Annotated in this window: 22 protein-coding genes, 4 pseudogenes and 1 riboswitch; of the genes and pseudogenes, 21 read left to right on the forward strand and 5 right to left on the reverse strand. The window is 60.2% G+C overall.

Translation table 11 applies throughout. From position 1 onward, the window contains the following. Nucleotides 1–538: 538 nt before the first annotated feature. Nucleotides 539–2,413: a potassium transporter Kup gene (locus ACR652_RS11205; protein ID WP_434506584.1), complete on the forward strand. Its 1,875-nt coding sequence runs from the start codon at nt 539–541 to the stop codon at nt 2,411–2,413. Nucleotides 2,414–2,474: 61 nt separating this feature from the next. Here the strand turns inward: ACR652_RS11205 and ACR652_RS11210 are convergent, their stop codons facing one another. Then, nucleotides 2,475–2,927, reverse strand: coding sequence for a hypothetical protein (locus tag ACR652_RS11210; RefSeq protein WP_434506585.1), 453 nt, complete (start codon nt 2,925–2,927; stop codon nt 2,475–2,477). Nucleotides 2,928–3,056: 129 nt separating this feature from the next. On the opposite strand from ACR652_RS11210, the gene ACR652_RS11215 reads away from it, so the two are divergent. Then, on the forward strand, nt 3,057–4,337 hold the full coding sequence (locus ACR652_RS11215) for a multicopper oxidase domain-containing protein (protein WP_434506586.1): 1,281 nt from the start codon (nt 3,057–3,059) through the stop codon (nt 4,335–4,337). A gap of 121 nt (nt 4,338–4,458) precedes the next feature. Here the strand turns inward: ACR652_RS11215 and ACR652_RS11220 are convergent, their stop codons facing one another. Continuing rightward, nucleotides 4,459–4,698, reverse strand: coding sequence for a hypothetical protein (locus ACR652_RS11220; RefSeq protein ID WP_434506587.1), 240 nt, complete (start codon nt 4,696–4,698; stop codon nt 4,459–4,461). Nucleotides 4,699–4,909: 211 nt separating this feature from the next. Between ACR652_RS11220 and ACR652_RS11225 the strand changes: the two genes are divergently transcribed. The 16 genes and pseudogenes from ACR652_RS11225 to ACR652_RS11300 form a co-directional block, all read left to right on the forward strand. Next, nucleotides 4,910–8,062, forward strand: coding sequence for an efflux RND transporter permease subunit (locus ACR652_RS11225; RefSeq protein ID WP_434506588.1), 3,153 nt, complete (start codon nt 4,910–4,912; stop codon nt 8,060–8,062). Between the two features lie 21 nt (nt 8,063–8,083). Further along, a complete protein-coding gene (locus tag ACR652_RS11230) occupies nt 8,084–9,034 on the forward strand; it encodes an efflux RND transporter periplasmic adaptor subunit (protein ID WP_434506589.1) in 951 nt (316 codons plus the stop codon). 188 nt (nt 9,035–9,222) lie between these two features. Beyond that, nucleotides 9,223–10,569 (forward strand): TolC family protein, encoded by a 1,347-nt coding sequence (locus ACR652_RS11235; protein ID WP_434506590.1) that lies wholly within the window; start codon nt 9,223–9,225, stop codon nt 10,567–10,569. A 102-nt stretch (nt 10,570–10,671) separates the two neighbouring features. Further along, nucleotides 10,672–10,824 (forward strand): annotated as a pseudogene (locus ACR652_RS11240) (nickel-responsive transcriptional regulator NikR); the annotation flags it as partial. Between the two features lie 65 nt (nt 10,825–10,889). After that, on the forward strand, nt 10,890–11,051 hold the full coding sequence (locus ACR652_RS11245; protein ID WP_434506591.1) for a hypothetical protein: 162 nt from the start codon (nt 10,890–10,892) through the stop codon (nt 11,049–11,051). A 75-nt stretch (nt 11,052–11,126) separates the two neighbouring features. Then, nucleotides 11,127–11,322, forward strand: a riboswitch (cobalamin riboswitch). A gap of 113 nt (nt 11,323–11,435) precedes the next feature. Further along, nucleotides 11,436–13,868, forward strand: coding sequence for a TonB-dependent receptor (locus ACR652_RS11250; RefSeq protein ID WP_434506592.1), 2,433 nt, complete (start codon nt 11,436–11,438; stop codon nt 13,866–13,868). A 301-nt stretch (nt 13,869–14,169) separates the two neighbouring features. After that, complete coding sequence (locus tag ACR652_RS11255) at nt 14,170–14,997, forward strand: chromate resistance protein ChrB domain-containing protein (protein ID WP_434506593.1); 828 nt, start codon at nt 14,170–14,172, stop codon at nt 14,995–14,997. Nucleotides 14,998–15,041: 44 nt separating this feature from the next. Continuing rightward, the gene (gene chrA, locus ACR652_RS11260; RefSeq protein ID WP_434506606.1) at nt 15,042–16,370 is read left to right on the forward strand and encodes a chromate efflux transporter; all 1,329 of its coding nucleotides are present in this window, start codon (nt 15,042–15,044) and stop codon (nt 16,368–16,370) included. 23 nt (nt 16,371–16,393) lie between these two features. Beyond that, on the forward strand, nt 16,394–17,239 hold the full coding sequence (locus ACR652_RS11265; RefSeq protein WP_434506594.1) for a DUF1259 domain-containing protein: 846 nt from the start codon (nt 16,394–16,396) through the stop codon (nt 17,237–17,239). Between the two features lie 123 nt (nt 17,240–17,362). Continuing rightward, entirely contained in the window at nt 17,363–18,001 is a 639-nt protein-coding gene (locus tag ACR652_RS11270; protein ID WP_434506595.1) for a family 16 glycoside hydrolase, read from the forward strand. A 196-nt stretch (nt 18,002–18,197) separates the two neighbouring features. After that, a complete protein-coding gene (locus ACR652_RS11275; RefSeq protein WP_434506596.1) occupies nt 18,198–18,476 on the forward strand; it encodes a hypothetical protein in 279 nt (92 codons plus the stop codon). A 117-nt stretch (nt 18,477–18,593) separates the two neighbouring features. After that, nucleotides 18,594–19,193 carry an MFS transporter gene (locus tag ACR652_RS11280; protein WP_434506597.1) on the forward strand — a complete coding sequence of 200 codons (600 nt, stop codon included), beginning with the start codon at nt 18,594–18,596 and terminating at the stop codon, nt 19,191–19,193. Between the two features lie 16 nt (nt 19,194–19,209). Next, a complete protein-coding gene (gene tnpA, locus ACR652_RS11285) occupies nt 19,210–19,644 on the forward strand; it encodes an IS66-like element accessory protein TnpA (RefSeq protein WP_434506598.1) in 435 nt (144 codons plus the stop codon). Between the two features lie 8 nt (nt 19,645–19,652). Next, on the forward strand, nt 19,653–19,997 hold the full coding sequence (tnpB, locus tag ACR652_RS11290) for an IS66 family insertion sequence element accessory protein TnpB (RefSeq protein WP_434506607.1): 345 nt from the start codon (nt 19,653–19,655) through the stop codon (nt 19,995–19,997). A gap of 69 nt (nt 19,998–20,066) precedes the next feature. After that, nucleotides 20,067–21,599 (forward strand): IS66 family transposase, encoded by a 1,533-nt coding sequence (gene tnpC, locus ACR652_RS11295; protein ID WP_434506599.1) that lies wholly within the window; start codon nt 20,067–20,069, stop codon nt 21,597–21,599. A 4-nt stretch (nt 21,600–21,603) separates the two neighbouring features. After that, nucleotides 21,604–21,789: pseudogene (locus ACR652_RS11300) on the forward strand (OsmC family peroxiredoxin); the annotation flags it as partial. Between the two features lie 39 nt (nt 21,790–21,828). On the opposite strand, the pseudogene ACR652_RS11305 reads toward ACR652_RS11300, so the two are convergent. Beyond that, nucleotides 21,829–22,032, reverse strand: a pseudogene (locus ACR652_RS11305) (hypothetical protein); the annotation flags it as partial. On the opposite strand from ACR652_RS11305, the gene ACR652_RS11310 reads away from it, so the two are divergent. The 3 genes from ACR652_RS11310 to ACR652_RS11320 all read left to right on the forward strand — a co-directional run bounded on the left by ACR652_RS11310 (nt 21,953) and on the right by ACR652_RS11320 (nt 24,171). Further along, nucleotides 21,953–22,252, forward strand: a complete 300-nt coding sequence (locus ACR652_RS11310) for a LuxR C-terminal-related transcriptional regulator (RefSeq protein ID WP_434506608.1) — start codon at nt 21,953–21,955, stop codon at nt 22,250–22,252. The pseudogene ACR652_RS11305 and the gene ACR652_RS11310 overlap by 80 nt on opposite strands. A 13-nt stretch (nt 22,253–22,265) precedes the next feature. After that, nucleotides 22,266–22,505 carry a hypothetical protein gene (locus ACR652_RS11315; protein WP_434506600.1) on the forward strand — a complete coding sequence of 80 codons (240 nt, stop codon included), beginning with the start codon at nt 22,266–22,268 and terminating at the stop codon, nt 22,503–22,505. Between the two features lie 706 nt (nt 22,506–23,211). Then, complete coding sequence (locus ACR652_RS11320) at nt 23,212–24,171, forward strand: ornithine cyclodeaminase family protein (protein ID WP_434506601.1); 960 nt, start codon at nt 23,212–23,214, stop codon at nt 24,169–24,171. A 157-nt stretch (nt 24,172–24,328) separates the two neighbouring features. Here ACR652_RS11320 and ACR652_RS11325 read toward each other — a convergent pair whose 3' ends face one another. Together ACR652_RS11325 and ACR652_RS11330 are read right to left on the reverse strand one after the other, a co-directional pair. After that, the gene (locus tag ACR652_RS11325) at nt 24,329–24,781 is read right to left on the reverse strand and encodes a YidH family protein (protein WP_434506602.1); all 453 of its coding nucleotides are present in this window, start codon (nt 24,779–24,781) and stop codon (nt 24,329–24,331) included. 317 nt (nt 24,782–25,098) lie between these two features. After that, nucleotides 25,099–25,343 (reverse strand): annotated as a pseudogene (locus ACR652_RS11330) (arylsulfatase); the annotation flags it as partial.

Consider the following 25,343-nt stretch of genomic DNA (forward strand, 5'->3'; position numbering starts at 1 on the left):
GCTCAGACGGTGTCGTCTTGGCCTATATCGGCATGGAATGCAACTAACTGGCATGGGAGGCTGTTTCGAGCCTCTATAGCTTTTGCAATTAACAGCCGCCCAAAACAGCTTAGGTGAGGAAGCGCCCCTATGCGCCAAACGACATTTTGGGGAGCGGCTTCGCGGTGCAAGGCACCGCGAGAGGGGCCGACTTCGGCGGCGCGGGGCTGGAACACTGGCGCAAGGGAAAGGGCTTCAGGTCGCTTCAACGCGTGGGGAAAGAAAAGCGAGAGGCGCCAGGAAACGAACATGGCGTTCGGCAAGGTTTTGCTCCTCAGCGATGGTGGCCAAGGACTGAGACGGGTCCACAATGCGGCGCTCCAGGCAATCCGTTCGCCGCCCTCGCCTTTGACACCGTCAGACAGCTCGTCATCCCCAAGGTGGGGAACAGGCCGCTCGTCTCAATCTTTCCGCTTAGCTCTCACCCGCATCGGTCCTCGCAAATGTTGGCTTAGGCCACCACTTCGTTTCAGGTATTTGAGCCGAACAGAGAACCGACATGACTGTAACGGACACAAACAACCATGAGCACGGCAAATTGGTGCCTCTGGCGCTTGGCGCTATAGGCATCGTCTACGGCGACATCGGCACGAGTCCCCTCTACACGATCAAAACAGCAGTCGGCTGGGCCGGTGGCGCCATCGCTCCGGAAGAAGCACTTGGCATGTTGTCGCTGATCGTCTGGACGCTAATCATCATCACCTCGGTCAAATATGTCACCGTTATCATGCGCGCCGATAACGACGGCGAAGGCGGCATTCTCGCCCTCATGTCGTTGCTCGGAGTCAAGCATGGGCGCAATCCATTCGTCATCGGCGTCGGGATGCTCGGCGCTGCCCTGCTATTCGGCGACGGCGCCATTACCCCGGCCATTTCGGTTCTGAGCGCGTTAGAAGGACTTAAAACACCTGTCCCGGCGATCACGCCTTATGTCGTCCCATTCTCGATCGTCGTGCTTTTGAGTCTTTTCAGTCTGCAGTGGCAGGGCACTGCGCGAATCTCAAAGCTTTTCAGCCCAGTTATGGCGCTGTGGTTTCTTGTCATAGGCGCACTCGGCCTTATGAGTATAGCCAAACATCCAGATGTACTCTGGGCGCTCAGTCCGCTCGTAGGCCTCTTCTATCTAACCGAACATGGCACAGCCGGATTTCTTGTATTGGGCGCGGTGTTTCTCTGCGCGACGGGCGCCGAAGCCCTCTACGCCGATATGGGTCATTTCGGCCGCCGTCCGATCCGCCTTGCCTGGTATGGCCTTGTGCTGCCGGCGCTGTTGTTCAACTACGCGGGCCAAACGGCACTTCTTGCCGATAGCCCTCCGTCGGCGGACGCGAATCCCTTTTTCGACCTCTGTCCGCCAGCTCTGCAAATTCCACTCGTCATATTGGCCACATTCGCCACCGTGATCGCCAGCCAGTCCATCATTACCGGCGCCTTTTCGATGACACGTCAAGCGATCCAGCTTGGGCTTCTCCCGCGTATTCATATTTTGCAGACGTCGGAGGAAAGTTATGGCCAGATTTACGTCGGCTTCGTCAATTGGGCGTTGATGACGTTGACGCTGATCCTGACCATGGTCTTCCGCTCCTCAGACAGTCTTGCCGCGGCTTTCGGCATTGCCGTGTCGCTGACGATGCTCCTTACCAGCGTTCTGATGTTCATCGCGATGCGGGAGGTCTGGCGTTGGAGCCTGCCGCTCAGCCTGGCCGGGGCGGGTCTGTTCATCCTCGTCGACGGCTCTTTCGTTGCAGCAAATATGGCGAAGTTTTTCGAGGGTGGTTGGATACCGCTTGTCGTCGCCAGCATTCTGTTTTTCCTGATGACTTGCTGGAGCCAGGGTTCTGCAGCTCTACGCCTCGCGCTGGAGAGCGGCACGATTCCGGTCCTCGACTTTCTCGCGAAACATCAAGACCAAACGCGCGTGAAGGGAACGGCAGTCTATCTCGCGGGTCGCAATGATGTTGTTCCCGTTTCGCTTCTGCAAAATCTCAAACACAATAAAATATTGCATGAACGCATCGTGCTTTTACACGTCACGACCGAACACGTCCCGCGCATCGATATGGCGAAACGCATCGAGGATGTCGACCTCGCCAAGGACTTTCACGCCATGAGCGTTCGCTACGGCTTTATGGAACAACCGAATATCCCGCGCGCATTGCTACTCGAATCGCTTTCGTGTCCGATCAGCTTCAATATTGCCGAAACATCATTCTTCATTGGACGTCCGGTCATTGTCGCTGTCTCTGCGTCGAAATGGAGTCGCATTAGAATACACATCTTCAAGTTCATGCACAGGAATGCGCTGCCGGCGACGGAATTTTATCAAATTCCGCCCAGCCGCGTAGTCGAACTCGGGGGACAGATCGAAATCTAAACTGCGACGGAGGCGTAAGTTTAATCCATCTGTCCGCTCGTGATGCTATGGACGGTTTCTCTCAGCACGAGAACGCAATGAATTTGGGCGCTGTTAAGGCCCCTTCGATTCTGATCACCTCATGGAGCGCTTCCGCGATATTGCGCGACTTTAAGGAGCAGACAACCTGTCGCAACGAGGAGTAGCGTTGCGTTTCGCAGGGCAGCTCAGGATGGAAGCCCGCCGATAGCCGTAAGTATGCAAAGCGCTCGGCTGCCGAGTCGCCGGCCATGATCCGCCTCAAGCTAGAAACAATAGAGTGAGCATCATACAGATTTGCGTTCGAGCGAAACTTATTGCTGAGATAGAGCATGTAGGCGTCGAGAAAGAGAAATGACGCGTTCCGACCTGATCGCTGTAAAGGGATTCTCTTGGCCGTTGCTTCATCGCCACTATATCTACCCTGCCGCCTTTCAATCCCAGCTTCAGTGCTTTGATGATGGAAACAGGCAGAAAGCCGCGCCTTCTCGCTCATCTCATTAGCCTCCTGTGCCTGCTTTGCGTCCAGGACGTTTCTGCATCTACGCTAAGCGACATCCCGCGGTCGGCGGCGCATGAGGCGGTGGTTATCTATTCGCTGCGGTCAGGCATCGCAGGCGGGAGGATGGTTTTTATCGGAGTTGGCGGCAGCATAGAGGAGAAGATCAATCCAGAGCTGATCCTGCATCAGGGCGAAAGGGTTCAGATCAACCTGATCAACGGCGAGGGCGCCGAACATGACCTCGTCATTGAATTTTACGGCGCGCGATCCAACCGCGTCATTGGCAAAGGCGCGGGTGCCACTGTTTCATTCCTTGCCGACAAGGTGGGCACATTTTCGTATTTTTGTTCGGTAGCCGGCCATCGAGAGGCGGGCATGCAGGGCAAGGTGACCGTCGAGCCTGGTCCCAGAGCGGCAGTTCGCCAGATTGCGCCGGAAATTTCGCGCGATCCCGCCGATCTGCCTCCTCCCATACATGCTCGTGCGCCGCAAATTGTTCGAGTGGACCTCACCACTGTCGAGCTGGAGGGAAGCCTCGACGACAAGACGAGCTATCAATTCTGGACTTTTGGCGGAAAAGTTCCCGGCCCCTTTGTAAGAGCCCGAGTTGGCGACACGCTCGAAGTCCATTTAAGGAACGATTCGACGAGCATCCTTGCCCACTCTGTCGATTTCCACGGAGCAATAGGACCGGGCGGAGGCTCGCAGTTCACGCAGACAAATCCGGGTGAAGAGACGGCTTTCAGCTTCAAGGCCGAAAACCCGGGTCTCTTCGTGTATCATTGCGCGACCCCCAGCATCGCCCAGCACGTTGCAAACGGCATGTATGGCTTATTGCTTGTCGAGCCAGAAGGCGGATTGCCGGAGGTAGATCGTGAGTTTTACATCATGCAAGGCGAGCTCTACACAACCAAGCCTTTTGGCTCGCAGGGCCGGCAGGAAATGGATTATGACAAGCTCATCTCCGAGCGCCCGGAGTATTTCCTTTTCAACGGCGCGGTGGGCGCACTGGCGAAGGAGCACCCCTTACGTGCGCATCTCGACGAAACCATCCGCATCTTCTTCGGCGTAGGAGGGCCCAACTTCTCTTCCGCCTTTCACGTGATAGGTCAAACCTTCGATCGCGTGAAGCTCGACGGTGCGACCGAGCCATTGATTGGCGCGCAGACTGTCAGTGTGCCGCCCGGTGATGCAGCGATCTTGGAATTGAAAATGAAGAGCGGCGGCCGTTACGGCCTCGTGGATCATGCGCTCTCGCGAATCGAGCGCGGCCTCGAAGGGGCGTTGATCGTCGACGGCGTGCGGAACGACGCTTTGATGCATGAAGGCGTCGCGGGTCCTGTCAGGGCTAGGGGCAATCTTCAGCCTCAGCCCCCTCAGTTCAATCGTGGGCAGCGCCATTGATCAGCGCCGGGAGCGCGCTGAGGCGCAGCCACTCCCTAGCCCCACGCCGCCGCTCCTCTCGGGAACGTGGCGATACCTCATGGCGCCACCCCTCCGCCGACGGCCTGGATCGACAATCCATTCAACAATTCCAGTCTCTATCAACATCACAGGCCGGTCCAACGTAGTACGGCAGAGGCCGAGCGCGGTAGAAAACGACCGGCGGCGCAACAAAGCCGTAAGCATTTGGCGGGAGGTAGCGATACGCGGTCGCGCTATGACGGTGAGCGACGCGGGCGAGTGTTTCTGTCGGCAACATAGTAGCGCCGACGCTTGTTGCGATCATTGCTATGGTCAGGAAGCGGTTGAGCTTGATGGACATCGCGGCCTCCAACCGGGCAGCGCCCTGGCGCTGACGTTGATATGAGGTAGCGCGAGTGGCGACGTCATCAATATGTTATTAAAGTGTCACGCAACCTTCACCAGCGGGCGCCCTGGCGCTGGGTCCGCTCCAGGGCCGAAGCACGGATCGCGTACATCGCGACTGAAGTCTAAACGATTATATATTCGACCGTGATACAGGGGATTAGTCCATGAACCTGGTTGCCTTTGCGCTGCGACGGCCGATTACCATCGTCGTGCTCGTTATCGCGACCGTGCTCATGGGCATCCTCGCGACGCTGCGGATGCCGCGCGATATTTTCCCCAATCTCGGGATTCCGGTTCTCTACGTGGCTCAGCCTTATGGCGGCATGGATCCCGCGCAGATGGAAGGGTATCTGGTCAATTACTACGAATATCATTTCCTCTACATCACCGGCATCGAGCACGTTGAGTCGAAGTCTATCCAAGGCGTCGGACTCATTAAGCTGCAGTTTCAACCGGGCACGGACATGGCCGGCGCGATGGCCGAGACCGTAGCTTATGTAAATCGCGCCCGCGCCTTCATGCCACGCGGCACAGTCCCCCCGTTCGTGATGCGCTTTGACGCTGGCAGCGTGCCGGTCGGCGATCTCGTCTTCTCTGACGAAAGCGGAAAACTGAGCCTCAAGGACCTGCAGGACGCCGCGCTGTACCGAGTCCGCCCTTTGTTCTCGACGCTGCCTGGGGTTTCGGCGCCCCCACCCTTTGGCGGCAGTCCGCGCGCGATTGTCATTAACGTCGATCCAGATCGGTTGACCGGCTACAATATGAGCCCAGACGAGATCGTCCAAGCGATCGTGAAGGGTAATATCATTAGCCCCTCAGGCAACGTCCGCTTTGGCTCCGTGATGCCGATGGTCCCGGTTGACACCGTCGCGACCGACGTCTCGCGCATTGGCGACATTGCGATCCGATCGGATGGGACGAAGACGATCTACGTCCGTGATCTGGGGACGGTTTCTGATTCCTCAGACATCGAGTTTGGCTACGCGCTCGTGAATGGCCAGCATACTGTTTTCATTCCAGTCACCAAGCGCGCCGACGCGTCGACCCTCAGCGTCGTCAATCTTGTAAGAGAAAACATTCCAAAGTTTCAGGCGGTTTTGCCACCAGGCGCAAAAGTCGCTTACGAGTTTGATCAGTCGCCCTTTGTCAGTCGCGCCATCAGCGGCCTAACCCAGGAAGGCGGCATCGGAGCGGTGCTCACCGGCTTAATGGTGCTGCTATTCCTCCGCGACTGGCGGAGCGCGCTGGTCGTCGTCGTGAACATCCCTTTATCGATCATGGCGGCGATGGTGGCGTTATGGGCGACCGGGCAGACGGTCAATCTGATGACCCTTGGCGGGCTGGCGCTGGCGGTCGGCATATTGGTGGACGAGGCGACCGTCGCCATAGAAAATATCCACGCGCACATGGGGCAAGGCGCGCCTCTGGCCCGTGCGGCCTACGACGGCACGACCGAGACGATTATTCCTCGGTTTCTGGCCATGCTTTCCATCCTTGCCGTGTTCATCTCCGCATTTTTCATGAAAGGCGCCGCGCGCAACCTCTTCGTGCCATTGGCGCTCGCCGTGGGCTTGGCGATGGTCGCGTCTTTCGTGCTTTCCTCGACGCTTGTCCCGGTACTGACCATTTGGATGTTAAGAGGCCGGGATGAAGCTCGCGGCGGCACGCCGTCTCGCTTCGAACGTTTTCGAGACCGTTACCGCGGTTTCCTCACGAGAGTTGTGCGGTGGCGTAGCATTGTGATCCCTGGCTATCTGCTTATCGCAGGCGCGATTGTGCTTGTGGTCGGCGGCGCGCTCGGCCGGACAATTTTCCCGATCGTTGACGCCGGTCAGTTGGCGCTTCGCATGAGCGCCCCCGCCGGCACACGCATCGAAGAGACGGAGAAGCTCGCCAACAAAACAATCGATATCATCCGAGCCGAGGTGGGCGCGGAAAACGTCGGTCTTACGCTCGGCTTCGTCGGCGTGCAGAACGCCGCCTATCCGATCAACACGATCTACCTCTGGACGAGCGGGCCGCAAGAAGCGGTCATGCAGTTGCAGCTTAATCGAGACGCGCGCATCAATGTTGCGCAATTGACCGAGCGGCTCAGAACGAGGCTCTCTCAAGAGTTGCCCCACGCGCATTTCAGCTTTGAGCCAAGCGATATTGTCAGCAGGGTGATGAGCTTCGGCGCGCCAACGCCGATCGAAGTGGCGATCAACAGCCCGGATTTCTCGAAGACGCGTGCTTTCGCGCAACAAATCGAGAAGGAGCTAAAACAGATCCCGAGCCTTCGGGATCTGCAATTCGGGCAGCAGCTCGATTACCCGGCGGTGAAGGTAGAGATCGACCGCCGGCTCGCTGGAACGCTCGGGGTGACGGCGGATCAGATCGGTAAAGCGCTCACTGAGGCCACGTCGTCCAGCCGCTTTACCGTTCCTAATTTCTGGGCTGATCCCAAAAGCGGCGTTGGCTACCAGGTGCAGGTGCAAGTCCCGCCGCCGCGCATGGATTCAATAGAGCAAATCAAGAACATACCCATCGCGCGCACTAACGATTCGCAGATAAACCTGCGCGCCGTCGCTGAGGTGACAGAGGGGACTGTGCTTGGCGAATATGACCGCTACAACATGCAGCGCATGCTCACCTTGCAGGCAAATATTGTTGGCGAGGACCTGGGCGGCGTCGCCCGCCAGGTCTCCACGGCGATCGCGAAGGTCGGAACTCCGCCGAAAGGCGTGACCGTGACAATCCGTGGGCAGGTCACTCCCATGGAGGAGATGTTTGGCGGCCTGGCGCTTGGCTTTGGCGTTGCGGTGATCGCCATCTTTTTGCTCTTGGCCGCGAATTTTGAATCTTTCCGCTTGGCCCTTGCCGTGGTTCTTGTGATTCCGGCCGTGGCGGCAGGGGTGGCGACGCTCTTGTGGGCCACGAGGACATCCTTGAACATCGAGTCGCTGATTGGCTCGATCATGGCGATCGGCGTTGCAGTGGCCAACGCGATCCTCCTCGTCACTCTCGCGGAACGCGATCGCGTCGGCGGCGCTGAGGTCAAGGAGGCGGCGGTGACTGGCGCTGCAGGCCGCCTGCGTCCGATCTTGATGACTAGCTGCGCGATGATCGCGGGCATGCTGCCTATGGCGATCGGGGCCGGCGAAGGGGGATCTCAGACGGCGCCGCTCGGCCGCGCCGTCATCGGCGGTCTCACGGGCGCGACGATCGCGACCCTCGTCATCCTGCCGGCTATCTTTTCACTTCTCCAGAGGAAAGATACCCGCAAAACCGCGTCCCTGTTGCCTCCCGACCTCGCCGACGCCGATACTCCGCGATGATTCGCAGCGGGGCGCGGGAGAATGATTTGGATTAAGCCTGATTTCCGGCGCGTACGATCCCGCCTCCTTGGAAAAGCAAGCATAATCGCTGTCCTCGCATCTGTTCTTTTTGCTACGCCTGAGGCTGGTCTCGCGGCTAATCCGTTTGCAGCCGTCACTCTGCCGGCTACCATCCAGGCCTTCTTCGCCACCGATCTCTACGCGAAAAACTCGGGCTTCATCTCGCAGATCAACAACGATCTCGGCGATCACGTCAAAAAGGGCCAGGTGCTCGCCCTGATCGATGATCCAGAACTGAAAGCGCAATTTGATAAGGTTCAGGCTTCGGTCCAGCAGACCCAGGCGGCGCTTGAAGTGGCAAAGCGGCAGCTTATCGGCATGCAGGCCGATCTTGCTTTGCAACAGGTGACCCTCAAGCGGCAGCATGAGTTATTTGCCGGGAGGGCGGCGACCGCCCAATCGCTCGATGAGGCGCGGGCGAAAGAAGGCGTGTCCAGCGCGACAGTCGAAACCGGAAAAGCAAAGGTCAAATTAGCCGAAGCCGACCTCGAGTCCGCCAAGGCTGAGTCAGCGAGGCTGCGGGCGCTGCTTGAATATGACAAAATCATCGCGCCGTTTGATTGCGTCGTGACGCGGCGCCTCGTTAACCCCGGTGACCTGGTGCAAGCGGCGACGGCGACGCGGGGTTCTCCCCTGTTCACGTGCCAAGAAATCGACGTGGTGCGCGTCTTTGCCGACGCGCCCGAGGCCGCCGCCTCAGGGATCAGGCCAGGATTGCCCGTCGAAATAACCCTCTCTGGGCCTGCGGCCCGAACGATTAACGGTCACGTCACGCGGACCGCCAGCGCGCTCGATAGCGCGACCCGGACCATGCGGATCGAAATAGACGTGCCCAATGCCGACGGGAAACTGCTGCCAGGCATGTATGCGCAAGTGACTCTAACCCCTCAGCCTCAAATGGCGGAGCCCTAGCTGTGCCGGATTATGCTCGGAGACGCGGGTTCATTTGGCGCGTAAGCTTAGCGGGGGTGATCCTCCCGCCCTTGGCCGGATGCCTGGATACATCACGAGCGGACAGAGTAGAGCTTGTGCGGCCCTCGGTTGCGCCGGTCTCACAACCTGCCGCGTCTCTGAACGTGGACGCGTCTCACATCCAGCCCATGTATGAACATCGCCTCCTGCCTGTGGATCTGCCGACCGTGATCGGCGTCGCCATGGCGCGCAATATCGATATTCTCGAAGCGCAGCAGCACGTCGAGGCGTCGCGGGGCGAAGTCGACGCCAACATTGGCATGATATTCCCCTCAATCTCGCCGCAAATCACGACGCTCGGCATTCAAGGCGCGCTTTCGAATATCAGCAATCTTGCGCTCGCGAGTTTCTCGCACACTTTCCCGGCGGTTATCGTCCAGTGGATCATCAATCCCGGCCAGGTGGCCTATAACATCATCGCCTCGAAGCGGCGGCTCGACGCCTCGGAACAGCGAGACGAGGCAGTGATTCTGGAAACCACGCGTTTGGCGGCTGTGCAATATTATGAGTTGGTGCTGGCCCAAGCCCGTGTCTCAGTCGCGCAGCGCGCCATGCGAGAAGCCGAGGAATTGCTCCGCATCCAAAGACTAAGGGTGAAGGTTGGAACTGGGCTGCCCGCCGATGAATTACGCGCCGAGGCCGCGCTCGCCGCCAGAAAGCAGGATTTGCTGACGGCTTTGACAAGCTTTTACAACGCGTCTGTCACGCTGAGTTCCACCCTCAATTTCGATCCGACCATTATGCTGGCGCCGAGGGCGGGCGCCATGGCGCAGACGGCATTAGTGCAGGAAAACATGCCGATCGATGACATGCTAGTCGCGGCGGTTCAATTCAGGCCAGACCTGGAAGCGGTCCGTTCCTCGCTGGCCGCTGCCGAAGCGGATAAAGGCGCGACCATCTGGGGCGGGCTCGGGCCGCAAATCCAGGCCTCGCGCACTTTTGCGCCGTCGCCGCCCGCAGTCGGCTACCCGCCGGCGGGCGCACCCTTAACCAAGGACACATTATATCGCCAGCAAAAATATTTTGTTACAGCAGGCTTCAATTGGAGCCTTGCAACCTTCGGCCGGATTCGCACCGCCGCGGCAAACGTAAGTATCGCGGCTCTCGATCTGGACCGCCAGTTAGAGCAGGTGCAAACTTCCGTCGTCGCGGCGCACCAGGCGAGCATTTTCGCCAAGAAGGCCGTCCCGATCGCCCGGCAGCAGGTCAAAGCAGCTGAAGAGGCGCTGCGATTGACGCAGCAAAACATCTTGGCTGGCACAGGCTTGTTGATTGACGCGTTGCAAGCTCAAGACGCCGCCGACCAGGCCCGCCTCAGATACGCGACCGCAGTCGTTCAATACAACCAGGCTCAGATCAATCTGCTTGGCGCGATGGGCTTAATTAGCCAGGAAAACGTCACCGAGCCCTCTTGCCATGCACCGTCCGCCCCACCGGGCGGCGCCCGCCGAAACAATCGCTCAGGAGGGTGCTAAGCTCGTCTGCCTGGCGCCGGTGAAGCAAGGCTTTGAAGGGCGTCTTTAACCCTACGGTGATCAGCAATGCAGCGCGTGACGGTGACGATTGACAAGGGCCTTATGAGTGCGCTCGACCGTTACCTGGCGACAGGTGGGCATAAGAATCGGTCCGAGGCCGTTCGCGATCTCGTGCGCGCCGGCCTGTTGAAGGAGCCCACAACAGGCGGCGGCGCTCGGCCCTGCATTGCGGCGCTCATTTATGTCTACGACTATGAGACGCGGCAGCTTTCAAGGGAACTCCTCCGCGCCCATCACCATCATGTCGAGATCCGATCGCCGTGCTGCACGTCCACTTGGATGAACGCAGTTGCCTCGAAGTATCGCTGCCTAAAGGCCAGAAATCACGGGTTGAACACTTCGCCAGCCATCTCATCGGCCAGCGAGGCGTGCGCTGTGGGCGCCTTGTCGTCATTCCGGCATCTACGGAAATCGACATGTGATGGATGGCAAGATTGTATTCCGGCGGCGGCTCATCGGTCATCCTGGCCCCGGCTTGACATGCCCGATAGCGAGCCTGTTTACTGAAGCCCAACGGTTCCCTTCGGGGATCAAAAGGGAATGCGGTGCGGGTGATTTGCCCAAAGCCGCGGCTGCCCCCGCAACTGTAAGCGGTAAGCCGGAGACCAAAAAAGCCACTGGGCGCAAGTTCGGGAAGGCGGTCCGAGGCCACGACCCGCGAGCCAGGAGACCTGCCGTTATTCGTGGTCACGCGCGAAAGCGTCGGGCGGGGTGCACCGAGGCGGCTTTTTAACTATCATCGCTCGATGAGGGACGATAGTGAGGGGCCATTCGCAGTGACGGTCCACGTCTACTGCGAGTTAGCCATGGTTTCATCGCATCGCCTTTCCGGCTTGTTCCTTTTCGCCTCAGTTTTCATCCTTTCCGCCACGGCGGCGGCGAATGCGCAGCAAGCCCTGCCGACCATCACGATCGGCGTACGCCCCGCCGCACGCGCGCCTTCTCGGGCCGCGCAACCATCGAAGCCCCAACAGACACAGCCGGCGTCGCCCCTTGTCGCCGCCGTCGCGCGTCCCATGCCGGCGACTGTTTCCGACAGGCCAAAACGGCCGCCTATGACCGCCGCGAGCGAAGCCTTCTTCACCGGCCAGGAAGTAAACGCCCTACCCTTCTCACGCCCGGCCGAGGCGCTGGAGATCGTGCCAGGCCTCATTGTCAGCCAGCACAGCGGTGACGGCAAGGCCAACCAGTATTTCCTGCGCGGCTTCAACCTCGACCACGGCACGGACCTCGCGCTCTATCTCGATGGCGTGCCGCTGAATATGCGGACGCATGGGCATGCGCAGGGTTATGCTGACTCGAATTTCATGATCCCCGAGCTTTTATCCTATGTGCTCGCGCGCAAGGGGCCCTACGACGCCCAGGACGGCGACTTCTCCTCCGCAGGCTCCATCTACCTCCAATACAAGGACAAGATCGACAGGGGCTACTACCAGGTGACCGGCGGCAGTTTTGCCTATGCGCGGGCCCTCGCGGTCGCGCCCTATAAGAATATCAACGGCGGCGACGCCTACGGCGCGGTCGAGGCGCAATATTACAACGGCCCGTGGCAACGCGGCGACAATATGCGCCGCATCAACAGCGTGCTGCGCTGGTCGCGTGGCACGCAGGAAGACGGCATGTTGATCACCGCCATGGCCTACGCCAACAAGTGGTATTCGACGGACCAGATTCCGGAGCGCGCGGTCAATTCCGGCCTGGTGTCGCTGTGGGGAACGCTGAACCCCACCGACGGCGGCAACATGTCCCGCGTCTCGCTCTCGGGCCGCTGGAGCGAGACGGAGGGAAATCATAATTCGCGCGTGGAGACGTACGGGGTCCTATCCTCGCTCGATCTCTACAATGATTTCACTTACTTTCTCGACAATCCGGTTTTAGGCGACCAGTTTCACCAATTCGACCGCCGCGTGATGCTGGGAACGAACGCCCAGCACAGCATCAAATGGGACAGCTTCGGCCTCCCGGTCGAAACCCGCATCGGCTTCCAGGGCCGCTACGACGGGATTAATCTCGGCCTGCAGGACAGCTATCGCCGCTTCCTCTATGACGCGGTGCGCCTCGACAATGTCGGGGAAGGCAGCGTCGGTCTCTGGACCGACACGGCCGTGCGCTGGACGCCGTGGCTCAAGACCGTCACGGGCGGGCGCCTCGACTATTACACGGCGAGCGTGAATTCGCGGCAGAACTATCGGGGCGCGCCGAAGCTTCTCAATCCCGATGGCGTGCCGGTCGCGCTTTGGACCGGACCCATCAACAGCGGCTCGAAGGATGCGTCGCTATTCAGCCCCAAGGCGTCGATCATTCTCGGGCCGTTCTTCAAGACGGAGCTCTTCGCCAATTACGGCGAGGGCTTCCACTCGACGGACGCGCGCGGCACAGTGCAGATCTTCTCGACCTCCGAGCTGTCCGAGCAGGGCGGCTTACTTCAGGTCGCGCCCATCCCGCTGCTCGTGAAGTCGCGCGGCGCCGAACTCGGCGCGCGCACCAAGGCCATCGACGGGCTCGAATCCAGCGTCGCGCTTTTCTGGCTCAACCTGGACTCCGAAAACCAGTTCGTAGGCGACACCGGCACGACAATTTTCGGCCGCCCCAGCCGGCGTTACGGCATCGAGATCGCGAACCATTACCGGCCCGTCTCGTGGATAGATTTTGATGGCGACGTGGCGCTGGTGCATGCGCGCTACCGTGGCGTCGATCAGGGGCAGGCGCTGGCCTATCTCGATCTAACAACCCCGGAGGCGCTCCCCTTTCTCACTTTCCTCGGCAATGCGCCCGGCAACTATCTCCAGAATGCGGTCGCCGTCACGGCCATGGCGGGCCTGGAGCTCGGCGAGGCGACCGGCTGGTTCGGCGCGCTGAAATATCGCTACATCGGCACGCGCGCGCTCACCGAGGACGGCTATTTGCAATCGCCAGCGACCGGCACGGTCGCGGCGCGGCTTGGCTACCGTTGGGCGGATGGCTGGCGCCTGCAGCTCGACGCCTTCAACATCTTCAACTCGCGGTCGGACCAGATCACTTACGGCTATGGCTCGCTCCTGCCGACCGACGCCCTCTACAACCAATGCGCCACAGGGATCGCGCCCGCCACGGTCTGCGCGGTCGGCGTTATGGACCGGCATTTCAAACCCGTGGAGCCGCCGGCTGTGCGCCTGACCCTGGGCGGACCGCTGAATTTCGAGAAGCCGATCGCCGCCCTGCCGGATCTCGCGGAGCCGTTCTCGATCTTTTCGAGGTGAAGCCACAGCAATTTCGCTGAGAAGTTCGGCAGGGAGCGATTGTCTCGGCGTCCGGCTCCCAGCCAAGGTCCGCCGGGCGTTCAATCGAAGGGCCCGTCAGCCTTTTTCCCTTCCGTTTCCCCGGCGCGGGCAAATGCATTTTTCAGCCTCGATGTGGGCGCCTTCCCACAGTGCTGGGCTCTGCAGTTTTCGGCCTTGACTTCTTTTCAACCGACGGCAATCTATGGGCCCATGGGGAAGCGATCTCCCCACGAGGCGACATGCCCAAGAATCGCGCCTGGTTTTCCACCAAGGGCGCACCATGTCGTCAATCAACTGCATCTCTCCCGACAAACTCACACGTCTGATCGGCGTCAGTCATTGTCCTGCGCTGATCGACGTTCGGACTGATGAGGAATACAAATCCGATCCCCGTTTCGCGCCGGGCGCCTTGCGACGCCCGCTAGAAACCGTCTCGGACTGGGCCGTGGAATTTGCCGGGCGCGCGACCATCGTCATCGACGAGAGTGGCCATGAGGTCGGCGAAGGCGTCGCGGCCTGGCTCCGCCACGCCGGAGCGGCGTCCGCCGATGTGCTGACGGGCGGACACCTGGCGTGGATCAAGGCCGGCGGGCCACTCATTCCGGTAGCTAAAGTGCCACGACGCGACGCCTTCGGACGCACAATCTGGGTCACGCGCTCCCGCCCGAAAGTCGATCGCATCGCTTGTCCATGGCTCATTCGCCGATTCGTCGATCCAAGCGCGGTATTTCTCTTCGTTGCGCCAGCCGAGGTGTCCGCCGTGGCGGAACGCTTCGGCGGCGCGGCCTTCGACATTGAGGGCGCGTTCTGGAGCCACAGGGGCGAACGCTGCACATTCGATACGATGCTCGAGGAATGGGGCCTGGCGATAGAACCCCTGCAAAGGCTTGCCGTCATTGTCCGCGGAGCGGATACGGCGCGCCTTGACCTTGCCCCTGAAGCCGCGGGACTACTCGCGGCGTCGCTCGGTCAATCCCGCATGTATGCGGACGATCTCGAACAACTCGAAGCTGGGTTGGCGCTCTACGACGCTTTTTACCGCTGGTGTCGTGACGCAACTGACGAGCCCCACACCTGGCCTGCGACAAAATCGGGAAAAATGGCGTGAATATCCATCTACCTCAAACCACGAGCCGCGATCATGGCGTGTCCATGACGGAGGCGGCCCGCGTCTGGGCGCGGGTCGCTATGCTGAGCTTCGGCGGGCCTGCCGGTCAAATTGCGGTCATGCACCGGATAATCGTCGATGAAAAGAAATGGGTGCCGGAAAGCCGCTTCTTGCACGCCCTCAATTATTGCATGCTACTGCCTGGCCCCGAGGGCCAACAGCTTGCCACCTATATCGGCTGGCTCATGCATCGGACCCTCGGCGGGCTCATTGCTGGCGGACTATTCATTCTCCCTGGCGTCGTCGCGATCATGGCGCTCAGCGTCATCTACGCGCTCTGGGGAAATGTCGGTATTGTCGCCGCGCTGTTTTTTGGATTGAAGGCGGCAGTCCTCGCAATCGTCATTGAGGCAGTCGTGAGGATCGGCAAGCGCGGGCTCAAATCCCAGCCCATGCGCTTTTTGGCGGCGATGTCGTTCGTCGCCATTTTCTTCTTCGCCGTGCCTTTCCCCATCATCATCCTGGCGGCGGCGTTGATTGGATTTATCGGCGCGTCGCGCGGAGATCCCGCCTTCGCGGCAGTGGGGCACGGAGCCGCGCATGAGGATGGGGAAAGCCTTCTTGGCAATGAGACCCCCGCTCATGCGCTCCCTTCCGCCAAACGGGCGCTGCAGGTGAGCCTGATCTGGCTCGCGCTTTGGCTCGTCCCCGTCGCCGCCATCCTACTGGCCGTCGGTTCGGAAAACGTCTTTTCGCAGATCGCCGTGTTCTTCAGCAAAATGGCTGTCGTCACCTTTGGCGGGGCCTATGCGGTTCTTGCCTACGTCGCTCAGCAGGCGGTCGAAACCTACGAATGGCTGACGCCTGGAGAAATGCTCAATGGTCTGGGCATGGCGGAAACCACCCCCGGCCCGCTCATCATGGTTTTGCAATTCGTGGGCTTTATGGCGGCATTCCGTTCGCCGGGCGAGTTGCCGCCGCTTCTTGCGGGCGTGCTCGGCGGGCTGTTAGCGACATGGGTCACCTTCGCGCCCTGCTTCCTCTGGATTTTCCTCGGCGCGCCCTACATCGAAAAAGTCAGACAGCACAGGGCGCTATCGGGCGCATTGGCCGCGATCACCGCCGCCGTGGTCGGCGTCGTCCTCAACCTCGCGATCTGGTTCGCTATCCACACCATCTTTCGCAAGACGGTCGCTTTCGACCGCTATGGGTCGTCATTCGACGCGCCCATGCTCGCAAGCGTGGATTTCTGGAGCCTCGCCCTCTCAGTCGTGGCCGCGGTTGCGATCTTCCGGTTTCGGGTCGGCATGCTTGCGACCTTGGCGGGCTCCTGCCTGGCGGGAATAGGCCTGTTCCTCCTGGGGGCAATCTAGACGTGCAACGGAAAGAGAAAGTCATGAAAAAGGCGCTTGCTGCTCTCGCCACGATCGGACTGCTTTTCCCAGCGTTCCCCGCCGTGGCGGAAATCGACTGGTCGCAGGTTGAGGCCGCCATTGGCAAGAAGGCCGCTGTCGCTGGAACCGTGCATAAATACGGCCTCCCCCGTAGCGATCTCCACGTGACCCTCGATGGAGTCGGCATCAAGCCTGGCCTCGCGCTCGGCGGGTGGATCGCGTTTGAGCCGTCGGGACACGCCGCCATGATGATGGGTGATCTGGTGCTGACGGAAACTGAGGTGAACCCCGTCATGCGATCGCTGCTCGCCAACGGCGTCCAGGTGACGGCCGTCCATAATCATTTGCTGCGCGCCAGCCCCACGCCCTTTTACATGCATATCGGCGCGCACGGCGACCCCGTGAAACTCGCCAAGGCCGTTCGGGATGCGCTCGCGGAAACAAAGACGCCATTTGAGCCTTCTGCCGCTGCGGCTGGAGAACCCCCGAAGATCGACTTCGACACGGCGCAAGTGGAAGAAGCCCTCGGCTCCCAGGGGAAAAACAACGGCGGCGTCTATCAGTTCAGCGTCCCAAGAGCCGACGCCATCAAAGCCGAAGGCGCGCCAATCGCCCCTTCCCTGGGGGTCGCGCACGCCATCAATTTCCAGCCCACGGGCGACGGTAAGGCGGCGATCACGGGGGATATCGTCGCAACGGCCAAGGAGGTCGAGCCGCTGCTGAAGGCGCTTCAGTCCAACGGGATCGAGGTCACCGCGCTACACAGCCATATGCTCGACGACGAGCCTCGGCTGTTCTTCGTTATTTCTGGGCGAACGCCGACGCGGTTGGTTTGGCCAAGGGGCTGAAGGCGGCTCTGGACGTGACTCATCATCAGACCCATTAGCTGAGCCGGGAAGGTTCAGAACGATGGGAAAGTCCTGCGTTCTGATCAACCACGCGGTTTTGGCCAAACGCGAAGGAGAGGATTCATGAACCACAACATCTCAAGGCGGAAGCTCATGACCGCTGTCGCGGCAGTGGGCGGCTTGATGGCTGTCACGGGTGGTCGGCAAGCGAAAGCTGCTGGTTCCGAAATGCGCTTCGATTTTACGCATCCTCTCGACGGGTGGGAGACCGTGACGGGACAATGGAGCGTTGAGGATGTCCCCGGCGCGTTGAACGGTAAAGCGCTGGTTCAACACGCGACAAACAATGATTTTAATGTGATCGTCGCGCCTGCCGGTCCCTTTGCCGATGTCAACGCCTCTGTCCGGTTCAAACCAATTTCGGGAAAAAGGGACGCGGCGGCTGGCATCGTCTTTCGCTTTTCCGAAGGCCGCTATTACGTGATCCGAGCCAACGCCTTGGAGGATAATTTCAATCTCTACTATTACGACAATGGCCGGCGAAAAATCCTCGAAACACAGACCAAGGCCCCCTCGCTCGGTCAATGGCATAAGCTGCGCATCAGCGCCGAGGGTGACCGCCTAAGGGGCTGGCTCAACGAGCAACAGCTCATCGATCATCGAGACGACAGATTTAAATCTGGGCGAGTTGGGCTTTGGACAAAGGCCGACTCGGTTACGGCGTTTGATGATCTTGTCGTCACGCCGATCGTTCACGATTGAGTGGACCGATTAGAGACGCACTCGCCATTGCGGCGATAAGCCGCGACGACGCTATCTTGTCGCCATGATCCTAGGACGTAGCCGCGCCTTATCGACGCAGACGTCCTTCTCCCTCGGCGACCAGCGACCACTAGCGTTGCGTTCCACGCAACCGGGGCGGATCTCGCCCTGCGGCGCGAGATAAGGAGAAGCTGAAATGCATACGCGCGCGCTGTTGGCGACAGTCCTGCTGATTTCGCCGGCCCTAGCCGCCTCCCCCGAATCCGAGGGCTTCAAAAAGCTGACCGGAAATCAAATTCAGCGGGCCTTGAATGGAAAGCAATTCAGCGACGGCGTCCATTTTTCCTATCGCTTCGCCGCGGGCGGAACGTTTCAAAGCACGCGAATGGGCAAGACAACGACCGATAAATGGGCGGTCTCGAAGGACAAGCTTTGCATGACGGACCGCTTCGGCGAAAACTGTTACGACGTTTGAGCCAAGGGCTCCGCAGTTAAACTCGCGCTTGATGGAGCCGACCCCTCTTTGGAGGGGTTTCTGAAGTGACGGCGGGCGACGGAAGAATCCGCCGCGTCGAAATCAGCTGGTTCGCCGATGAACAAAACTGTTCTATTATTGATCTGGGCGCGTGGTCTCCGCGACTTCGGCGACGGCTTTGTCGCCGTGCTGCTGCCGGTATATCTCACAAGGCTGGGGCTTTCCTCATTCGAAATCGGCGCGCTAGCGGGCACAGCATTGCTGGGTTCGGCCCTCCTTACCTTGGCGATTGGCCTTGTCGGCAACCGCTATGACGCGCGACACATGTTGATCGCCGCAGCTGCCTTGATGGCGGGGACCGGAGTCGCACTATCAATCATCGACTCCTATGCGTTGCTCCTCATCGTGGCGTTCGTTGGTTCTGTCAATCCGTCGGGCGGCAGCGCAAGCTCCTTCGTGCCCGTTGAGCACGCCGTTCTAACTCGAGAGACGGCCGCCGCGGCGCGGACCAGCGGTTTCGCGCGATATAGCCTCATCGGCGGACTGGCGGCCGCTGGAGGCGCGCTGGCAGCCTCCTTGCCCGAAATTCTCATCCGATTGGGCTGGCCAGAACTTTTGGGTGTGAAGGCCATGTTTGCGATCTACGCGATCCTGGGTAAGCGCTGTTACGGCCCCACCTTCAAACGCGAGATGAAAGCGGCGAGTCTGATCTCCTGATTTGGAGATAAGGCTCGTGTCTAGACTTGATCCATCGATTGAGCCTAACGGCTCCGGGGTGCGGCGCATCGAGGTGATCACCGGAGCTGGCGGGCGGCGCCGGTGGTCTGAGGATGAGAAGGCGCTGGCGGTCGAAGAGTCGCTGGCTCCGGACGCGGTCGTCTCGCAGGTCGCGCGTCGACATGGCGCGACGCCACAGCAACTCTTCACCTGGCGAAGGGAGGCGCGCCGCAGGGCTGAGGCGGAGAGCGCGCCGGCGTTTGTTCCCGCAATTGCGGAGAACGGCGCCGCTGTGCGCACGCCGGCACCGCTTGCACCGAAGCCGGAGGTCGCCGCTCCCGTCGTGGAGATCGAGATCGGCGAGGCGCATGTGTGGATCTGGCGTGACGCGGACATTGGCATGGCGACGGCGATCCTACGCGCGCTGCGAACCCCGCCGGGCCCGAAGTGATCGGTCCGATGGGCGCCGTGCGCGTGATGGTGGCGACGAAGCCTGTCGACTTCCGCAAGGGCGCGGAGGGTCTCGCGGCGCTGGTGCGCGAGACGATGCAGTGCGATCCCTTCGATGGCGCGATTTACGTCTTTCGCGCGAAGAGGGCGGACCGCATCAAGCTTGTCTTCTGGGACGGCACGGGCGTGTGCCTCTTCGCCAAACGACTGGAGGACGGGGAGTTCCGCTGGCCAAAGATCGAAGACGGGGTGATGCGATTGTCGGCGGCGCAGTTTTCGGCGCTGTTGGAGGGGCTCGACTGGCGACGCGTCCACTGCGCGAAAGAGACGCCGGCGCCGGCCTTGCCCGGTTGAGCTGCGACACAGTGAATCAGGGTGTCGAAGAGCGTCGAAAGACGACGAAGAATATGATCTTCTGCGGTTATGGCGCAAGCGATCGGGACGCTTCCCGACGATCCGAACGAACTGAAGGCGATGCTCCTCGCCGAGCGGGCGCGCAACGAGCGCCTCGTTCAGATCATCAAGGAGATGCAGCGCCATCGCTTCGGACGGCGCGCCGAGACGCTTCCTGAAGACCAGATGCTGCTCGCGCTCGAAGAGGTCGAGCAGACGGAAGCCGGCGCGGCGGCGGCGACGGAAGCAAAATCCACCGCCGAACGCGACAAGGCGGCCAGAAGGCGCCGCACGAACCGTGGCGCACTGCCGGCGCATCTGCCGCGCATCGAAACCATCGTCGACATCGAAGATAAAGCTTGTCCCTGCTGCAAGGGCGCCCTTCACCGGATCGGCGAGGATGTCTCCGAGCGGCTCGACGTCGTTCCTGCGCAGTTCCGCGTGCTGGTGACGCGGCGTCCCAAATACGCCTGCCGCGTCTGCGAGGGCGCAATCGTGCAGGCGCCGGCCCCGGCGCGTCTGATCGAGGGCGGCCTGCCGACCGAGGCGACCGTCGCCCATGTGCTCGTCTCCAAATACGCCGATCATCTTCCGCTGTATCGCCAGGCCCAGATTTACGCCCGGCAGGGGATCGCCCTCGACCGTTCAACGCTCGCCGACTGGGTTGGCCGCGCCGCCTGGCATTTGCGGCCCGTGCACGAGCGGCTTCTGGAACACATCAGATTGTCGAGGAAGATCTTCGCCGACGAGACGACGGCGCCGGTGCTCGACCCTGGGCGCGGGCGCACCAAGACCGGCCAACTTTGGGCCTATGCGCGCGATGACCGGCCCTTTGGCGGCGACGATCCGCCGATCGCGGTCTATGTCTATGCGCAAAACCGAAAATCCGAGCAGCCGCTCGCTCATCTCGCCGGCTTCGCGGGCGTCGTGCAGGTGGACGGCTACGCCGGCTATCGCGCGCTGGCGCAGAAGAACAGCGTGTCGCTCGCCTTCTGCTGGTCGCATGTCCGACGGCGCTTCTACGAACTCGCCGCCGGCGGCCCTGCGCCGATCGCCAGCGAGGCGCTGGCGCGCATCGGCCAGCTCTACGCCATCGAGAGCGACATCCGTGGGCAGAACCCCGATGATCGGCGTGCGGCGCGACAGGAGAAATCCCGTCCCGTCCTTGACGCCCTTGAGCCTTGGCTACGCGAGAAGCTCGCGCTGATCAGCCAAAAGACCAAGCTCGCTGAGGCGATCCGCTACGCGCTCTCGCGCTGGGACGGCCTGACGCGCTTTATCGACGACGGGCGCATCGAGATCGACTCCAACATCGTCGAGCGCGCCATTCGCCCCATTGCCCTCAATCGCAAGAACGCACTCTTCGCCGGCTCCGACGGCGGAGCCGAGAACTGGGCGATCGTCGCGTCGATCATCGAGACCTGCAAGCTCAATGGCGTCGATCCGCAGGCCTATATCGCCGATGTCCTCAATAAGATCGTCGATGGACATCTCGCCAGCAAGCTCGACGAGCTCATGCCCTGGGCTTACGCGCAGCCGATCGCTCTCAAAGACGTGGCCTGAAAACAGCGCTTACTCTGGAACGCTGTCGCGCACACCCTATTCCTACCGGACTCGGTTCGAGAACCAGCAAGGGACGAATCCCGAGGAGCTAATCGCCGCCGCACACGCAGGTTGCTTCACAATGCCGCTTGCCTTTCAGCTCCAGGCCTCTGGCTATACTGCGACTGAACTTACAACCGAAGCGCTTGTCGGCGAGCACTCTGAGATAGACTTCCTCGCTCACCCGGACCCCCCATGTCGAGACCGTCTCGACCTTGCCCGTCTCTTTGTTGCGCACCTCGGCGTTAGACGCCGCTTTTGAACGAAAAGGGAGCGACGAGGGCTTGGAAGCGATTAGGGCCCGCCTATCGACGCTGACGCATCGTGAAGCCGAGGTGCTTCGGGAACTGCTTGCGGGGAGGAGCAACAAGGAGATCGCCCACGATCTTGGCATTAGTGTCCGCACTGCGGAGGTGCATCGGGCCAATGTTATGGCGAAGGCTAGAGCGCGGGGCCTCGCGGGGTTGATTAAGATCGCTGTCGCCGCGGACCCAGCGCAGCTTCAGGGGTTGCTGGGAACCGGTACGGAGGCCTACCGCGAGCACAAAGCAGGATCTGCGCTTGCCGCTTCCGAAGAGCTCATGTCTCTATCGACGCCGGATAAGGCTCGCTGAGCAGAGATCGTCGATGGCCTATTTTTTCTTAAACATCGATAAGCGCGGCCCGAGCCTTGAGTTTGTGCTCGTCACCGAGGCTTGCGAGATGTCGCCCGGTTTTGGCGAAAGGATGCTCCCATTTGGGGTTTTCGACAAGCCGGCGACACTGCTTGGTTTCGAGAACTACGCTATCGGGCCCATTTACGCCTTCGCCCTGTCGAAAGAGGTTCGAGTCTTACATCGAGCCCTGCTAGTCGATCGCTTTAATTGACGTTGTTCGAACGAGAAGGCGACAGTGTTCGCATTCGACGGAAGATCAGAAAAGAGAATTTAATATCCTCTCTTTTTTGTAGATTCGGAGAACAAGCTTCTCAACGCTCTTGCCAAGCTAACAACGAGCAAGCTGCAAGCACGATTGACGGGGAAGGAGGCTTCCGCGTTTTAGCACGCATCGCAGCGATTGGGGTCGACGTTCCGAGTGCTTCAATCACAAGATGCATAGCAAGCGAGAAGCTCGGATCGCCTTCTTAAGCTCATCATCCTTGGCGGCGAAATAGCGCTTCGGCCTCCGCGCGAAGCTTGCCGCGCTTGGCTGCGGTCGTCTCGACCTACACTGCTCTAGCGCCCTTAATCGCCAGAGGCTCAATCGATCGTTGCGGATGCGAGCGTCTGAATGCGTCCGGAATGATGGCAGGCGGATTTTTAAGGCGCAGTGTTTTCACGAATCACTCTCTTGGATAGCGCGCTGATAATTTCCGATTTGTCGGAACAGGGCAAGCGGGACCTCTCTCGAACTCACCTCCCCTTCAAGGGGCCGCCTTTGAAGGCGATCCTCGCCCCGTCTAGCTAAATATGTTTCAGCGATTTTGCCCCACGATTCGGCTAAGAAACCTTTGCCAACGAGCCCGCACAAATTATGATCCCAAAAAGGGCCCGCCACCCCACCAATCGAGCGATTTATTCTGTCAGGAGCCGCGATGCCAAAATCGATTTTCAGAATAATCGATGCGGAAACGACCTGCCAATCCCTCCCGTTCAAACAACTCATCGAAGCTTTGGATGAAGGTTTCACCAATGACTACATTGCCCCGGTCCGGCACCACCATTCACTAAAGAGGCGCGAAGGCAATGACGCTACGCTCCTACTGATGCCGACCTGGACCGAAAGTTCATCATCCGAACAGTTGATCGGCGTGAAGACCGTAACGGTCTTCCCAGGCAATCCGGCGAAAGGGCTTCCGAGCGTAACGTCCACTTATCTCTTGTCCGATGGCGAAACCGGCCGCCAACTTGCCCTCATCGACGGAAACGTCCTTACGGCGCGACGTACGGCCGCAACCTCGGCCCTGGCTGCGCGATATCTGTCCCGCCCTGACGCGCGACGCCTGCTTTTGATCGGGACGGGCCAGGTCGCTCGCCTGCTCCCGCAAGCCTACAGGACGGTTTTACCCATCGATCATATACAGGTCTGGAATATCAACAGAGGCAGCGCCGAACGCCTAGCGGCGGCACTCAACTCCGCTGGTATTGCCGCCTCCGTCGCCGACGACCTCGAATCGGCAATCGCCGACGCGGACATCATCAGCGCTGCGACCCTATCGACCTCTCCGCTCATCCGGGGAAAATGGCTGAAGCCGGGCCAGCACGTTGATCTCATCGGAAGCTTCACGCCTGGAATGCGTGAAGCGGATGATGAAGCGATTCGAAAGTCGCTGATTTTCGTTGATAGCACGACTGCACTGCACGAATCAGGCGACCTTATTCAGCCTATCGAGAGCGGAATCATCGATCAAAGCGACGTCGTCGCAACGCTCCCGGAGTTATGCAAGAAGGTGCATCCTGGAAGACAAGCTCCCGATCAGATCACCTGCTTCAAAAGCGTCGGCTCTGGCGTAGCCGATCTGATCGCGGCAAAGCTCGTCTTCGGCGCTCCATAGTCTTTGTGTCACGATACAGAAAGCCATTCGCGGTGTTGTGAAAGCGATGCGGCTGAAAGCGATACTTCTGCCAAAGCCATTTTACGACCTGCGAATCCGCGCCTCGGTCTGCGCCGCCTCCGCTAACGCAACGGAACACACTAACATGCATCATGCGTTAACCGCGGAAAGGACCGATCTGAAACCCCATACTGAGCATCGCGGTGAAACCGATCGCGAGGAGAACTAACGCGCTGATCAAGGTCAACGACACCGGAAACACGGTTTCACCATGGATCAGCCCGTCTTTAGACATTGATTGCCGCAAGCGGCGGAGACCCAGCATGAAGCGAACGTGGTAAACGATGCCCAATATCAGCATCAAAACGCCCAGTCCGACCAATGAAGTGCCAAAATGGCGCGGCGCTCCAGCCCTTGAGATGACGTTTTGTTCGCGTAATCCTTGAAAAAACTGGTAAATCGTGAAGCCGAAGCCAATAAGCGAGAGCGACGTGCGGATCACCGCCATCAGCGTACGATCTTCGGCTAGTCGCGTGCGCTGAAACGCCATGCCGGTACGACGCGCCGCAAGCTCGGTGTTGACGTCGGACTTGAGATCGGGAGGAGTCATCGTTCGCTATGGGTAAAGGTGGTGGCCTGACCGCTTTCGGTTCAGGAATTGAAGTTGCGCAGCGAATCGTCGATTGTCATTTACCACTCCTGGGTTGTCAGTAGGCCACGACGAAGGAACGACGCCTTGGTCACTCGTCTCCTCCGCGAACCGCGGAATGAGGCAAACGAGGCGCCTTCCGGCGCCGGCATTCTGTTCGGGTGCAGCCTTGTCTTCATGCAATTAATCCTAGCGGGGCTCCGGTGGAGTGAGCAGGCGGCAGGCTTGCGCCCGCCGCCCTGCGCGGGACCCCCAAAGGGGGAAGGAAAAAGCGCCGCTCAGTGCATGCCGGCGGCGGTTTCGTGCATCTTCGCTAACGCTTCGTCGATTGTGAAGGTGTTCGGCTTCTGGATGGGCGGGAAGTCTTTGAAGGTCGCCGCCCACTCCGCCATGATCGCTTGCGCGCCATACAAAATAGGGACGTGGTCAATCAGCCAGTCGTAGTATGTGTTAGACGTCCGATCCGCCCGCTCGTAAGGGTCGGTGCGCAGATTGAAGAACTTCGGCACCCGGAGCCGGGTGA

The organism is Methylocystis sp., assembly GCF_051061225.1.
GTDB lineage: Bacteria > Pseudomonadota > Alphaproteobacteria > Rhizobiales > Beijerinckiaceae > Methylocystis.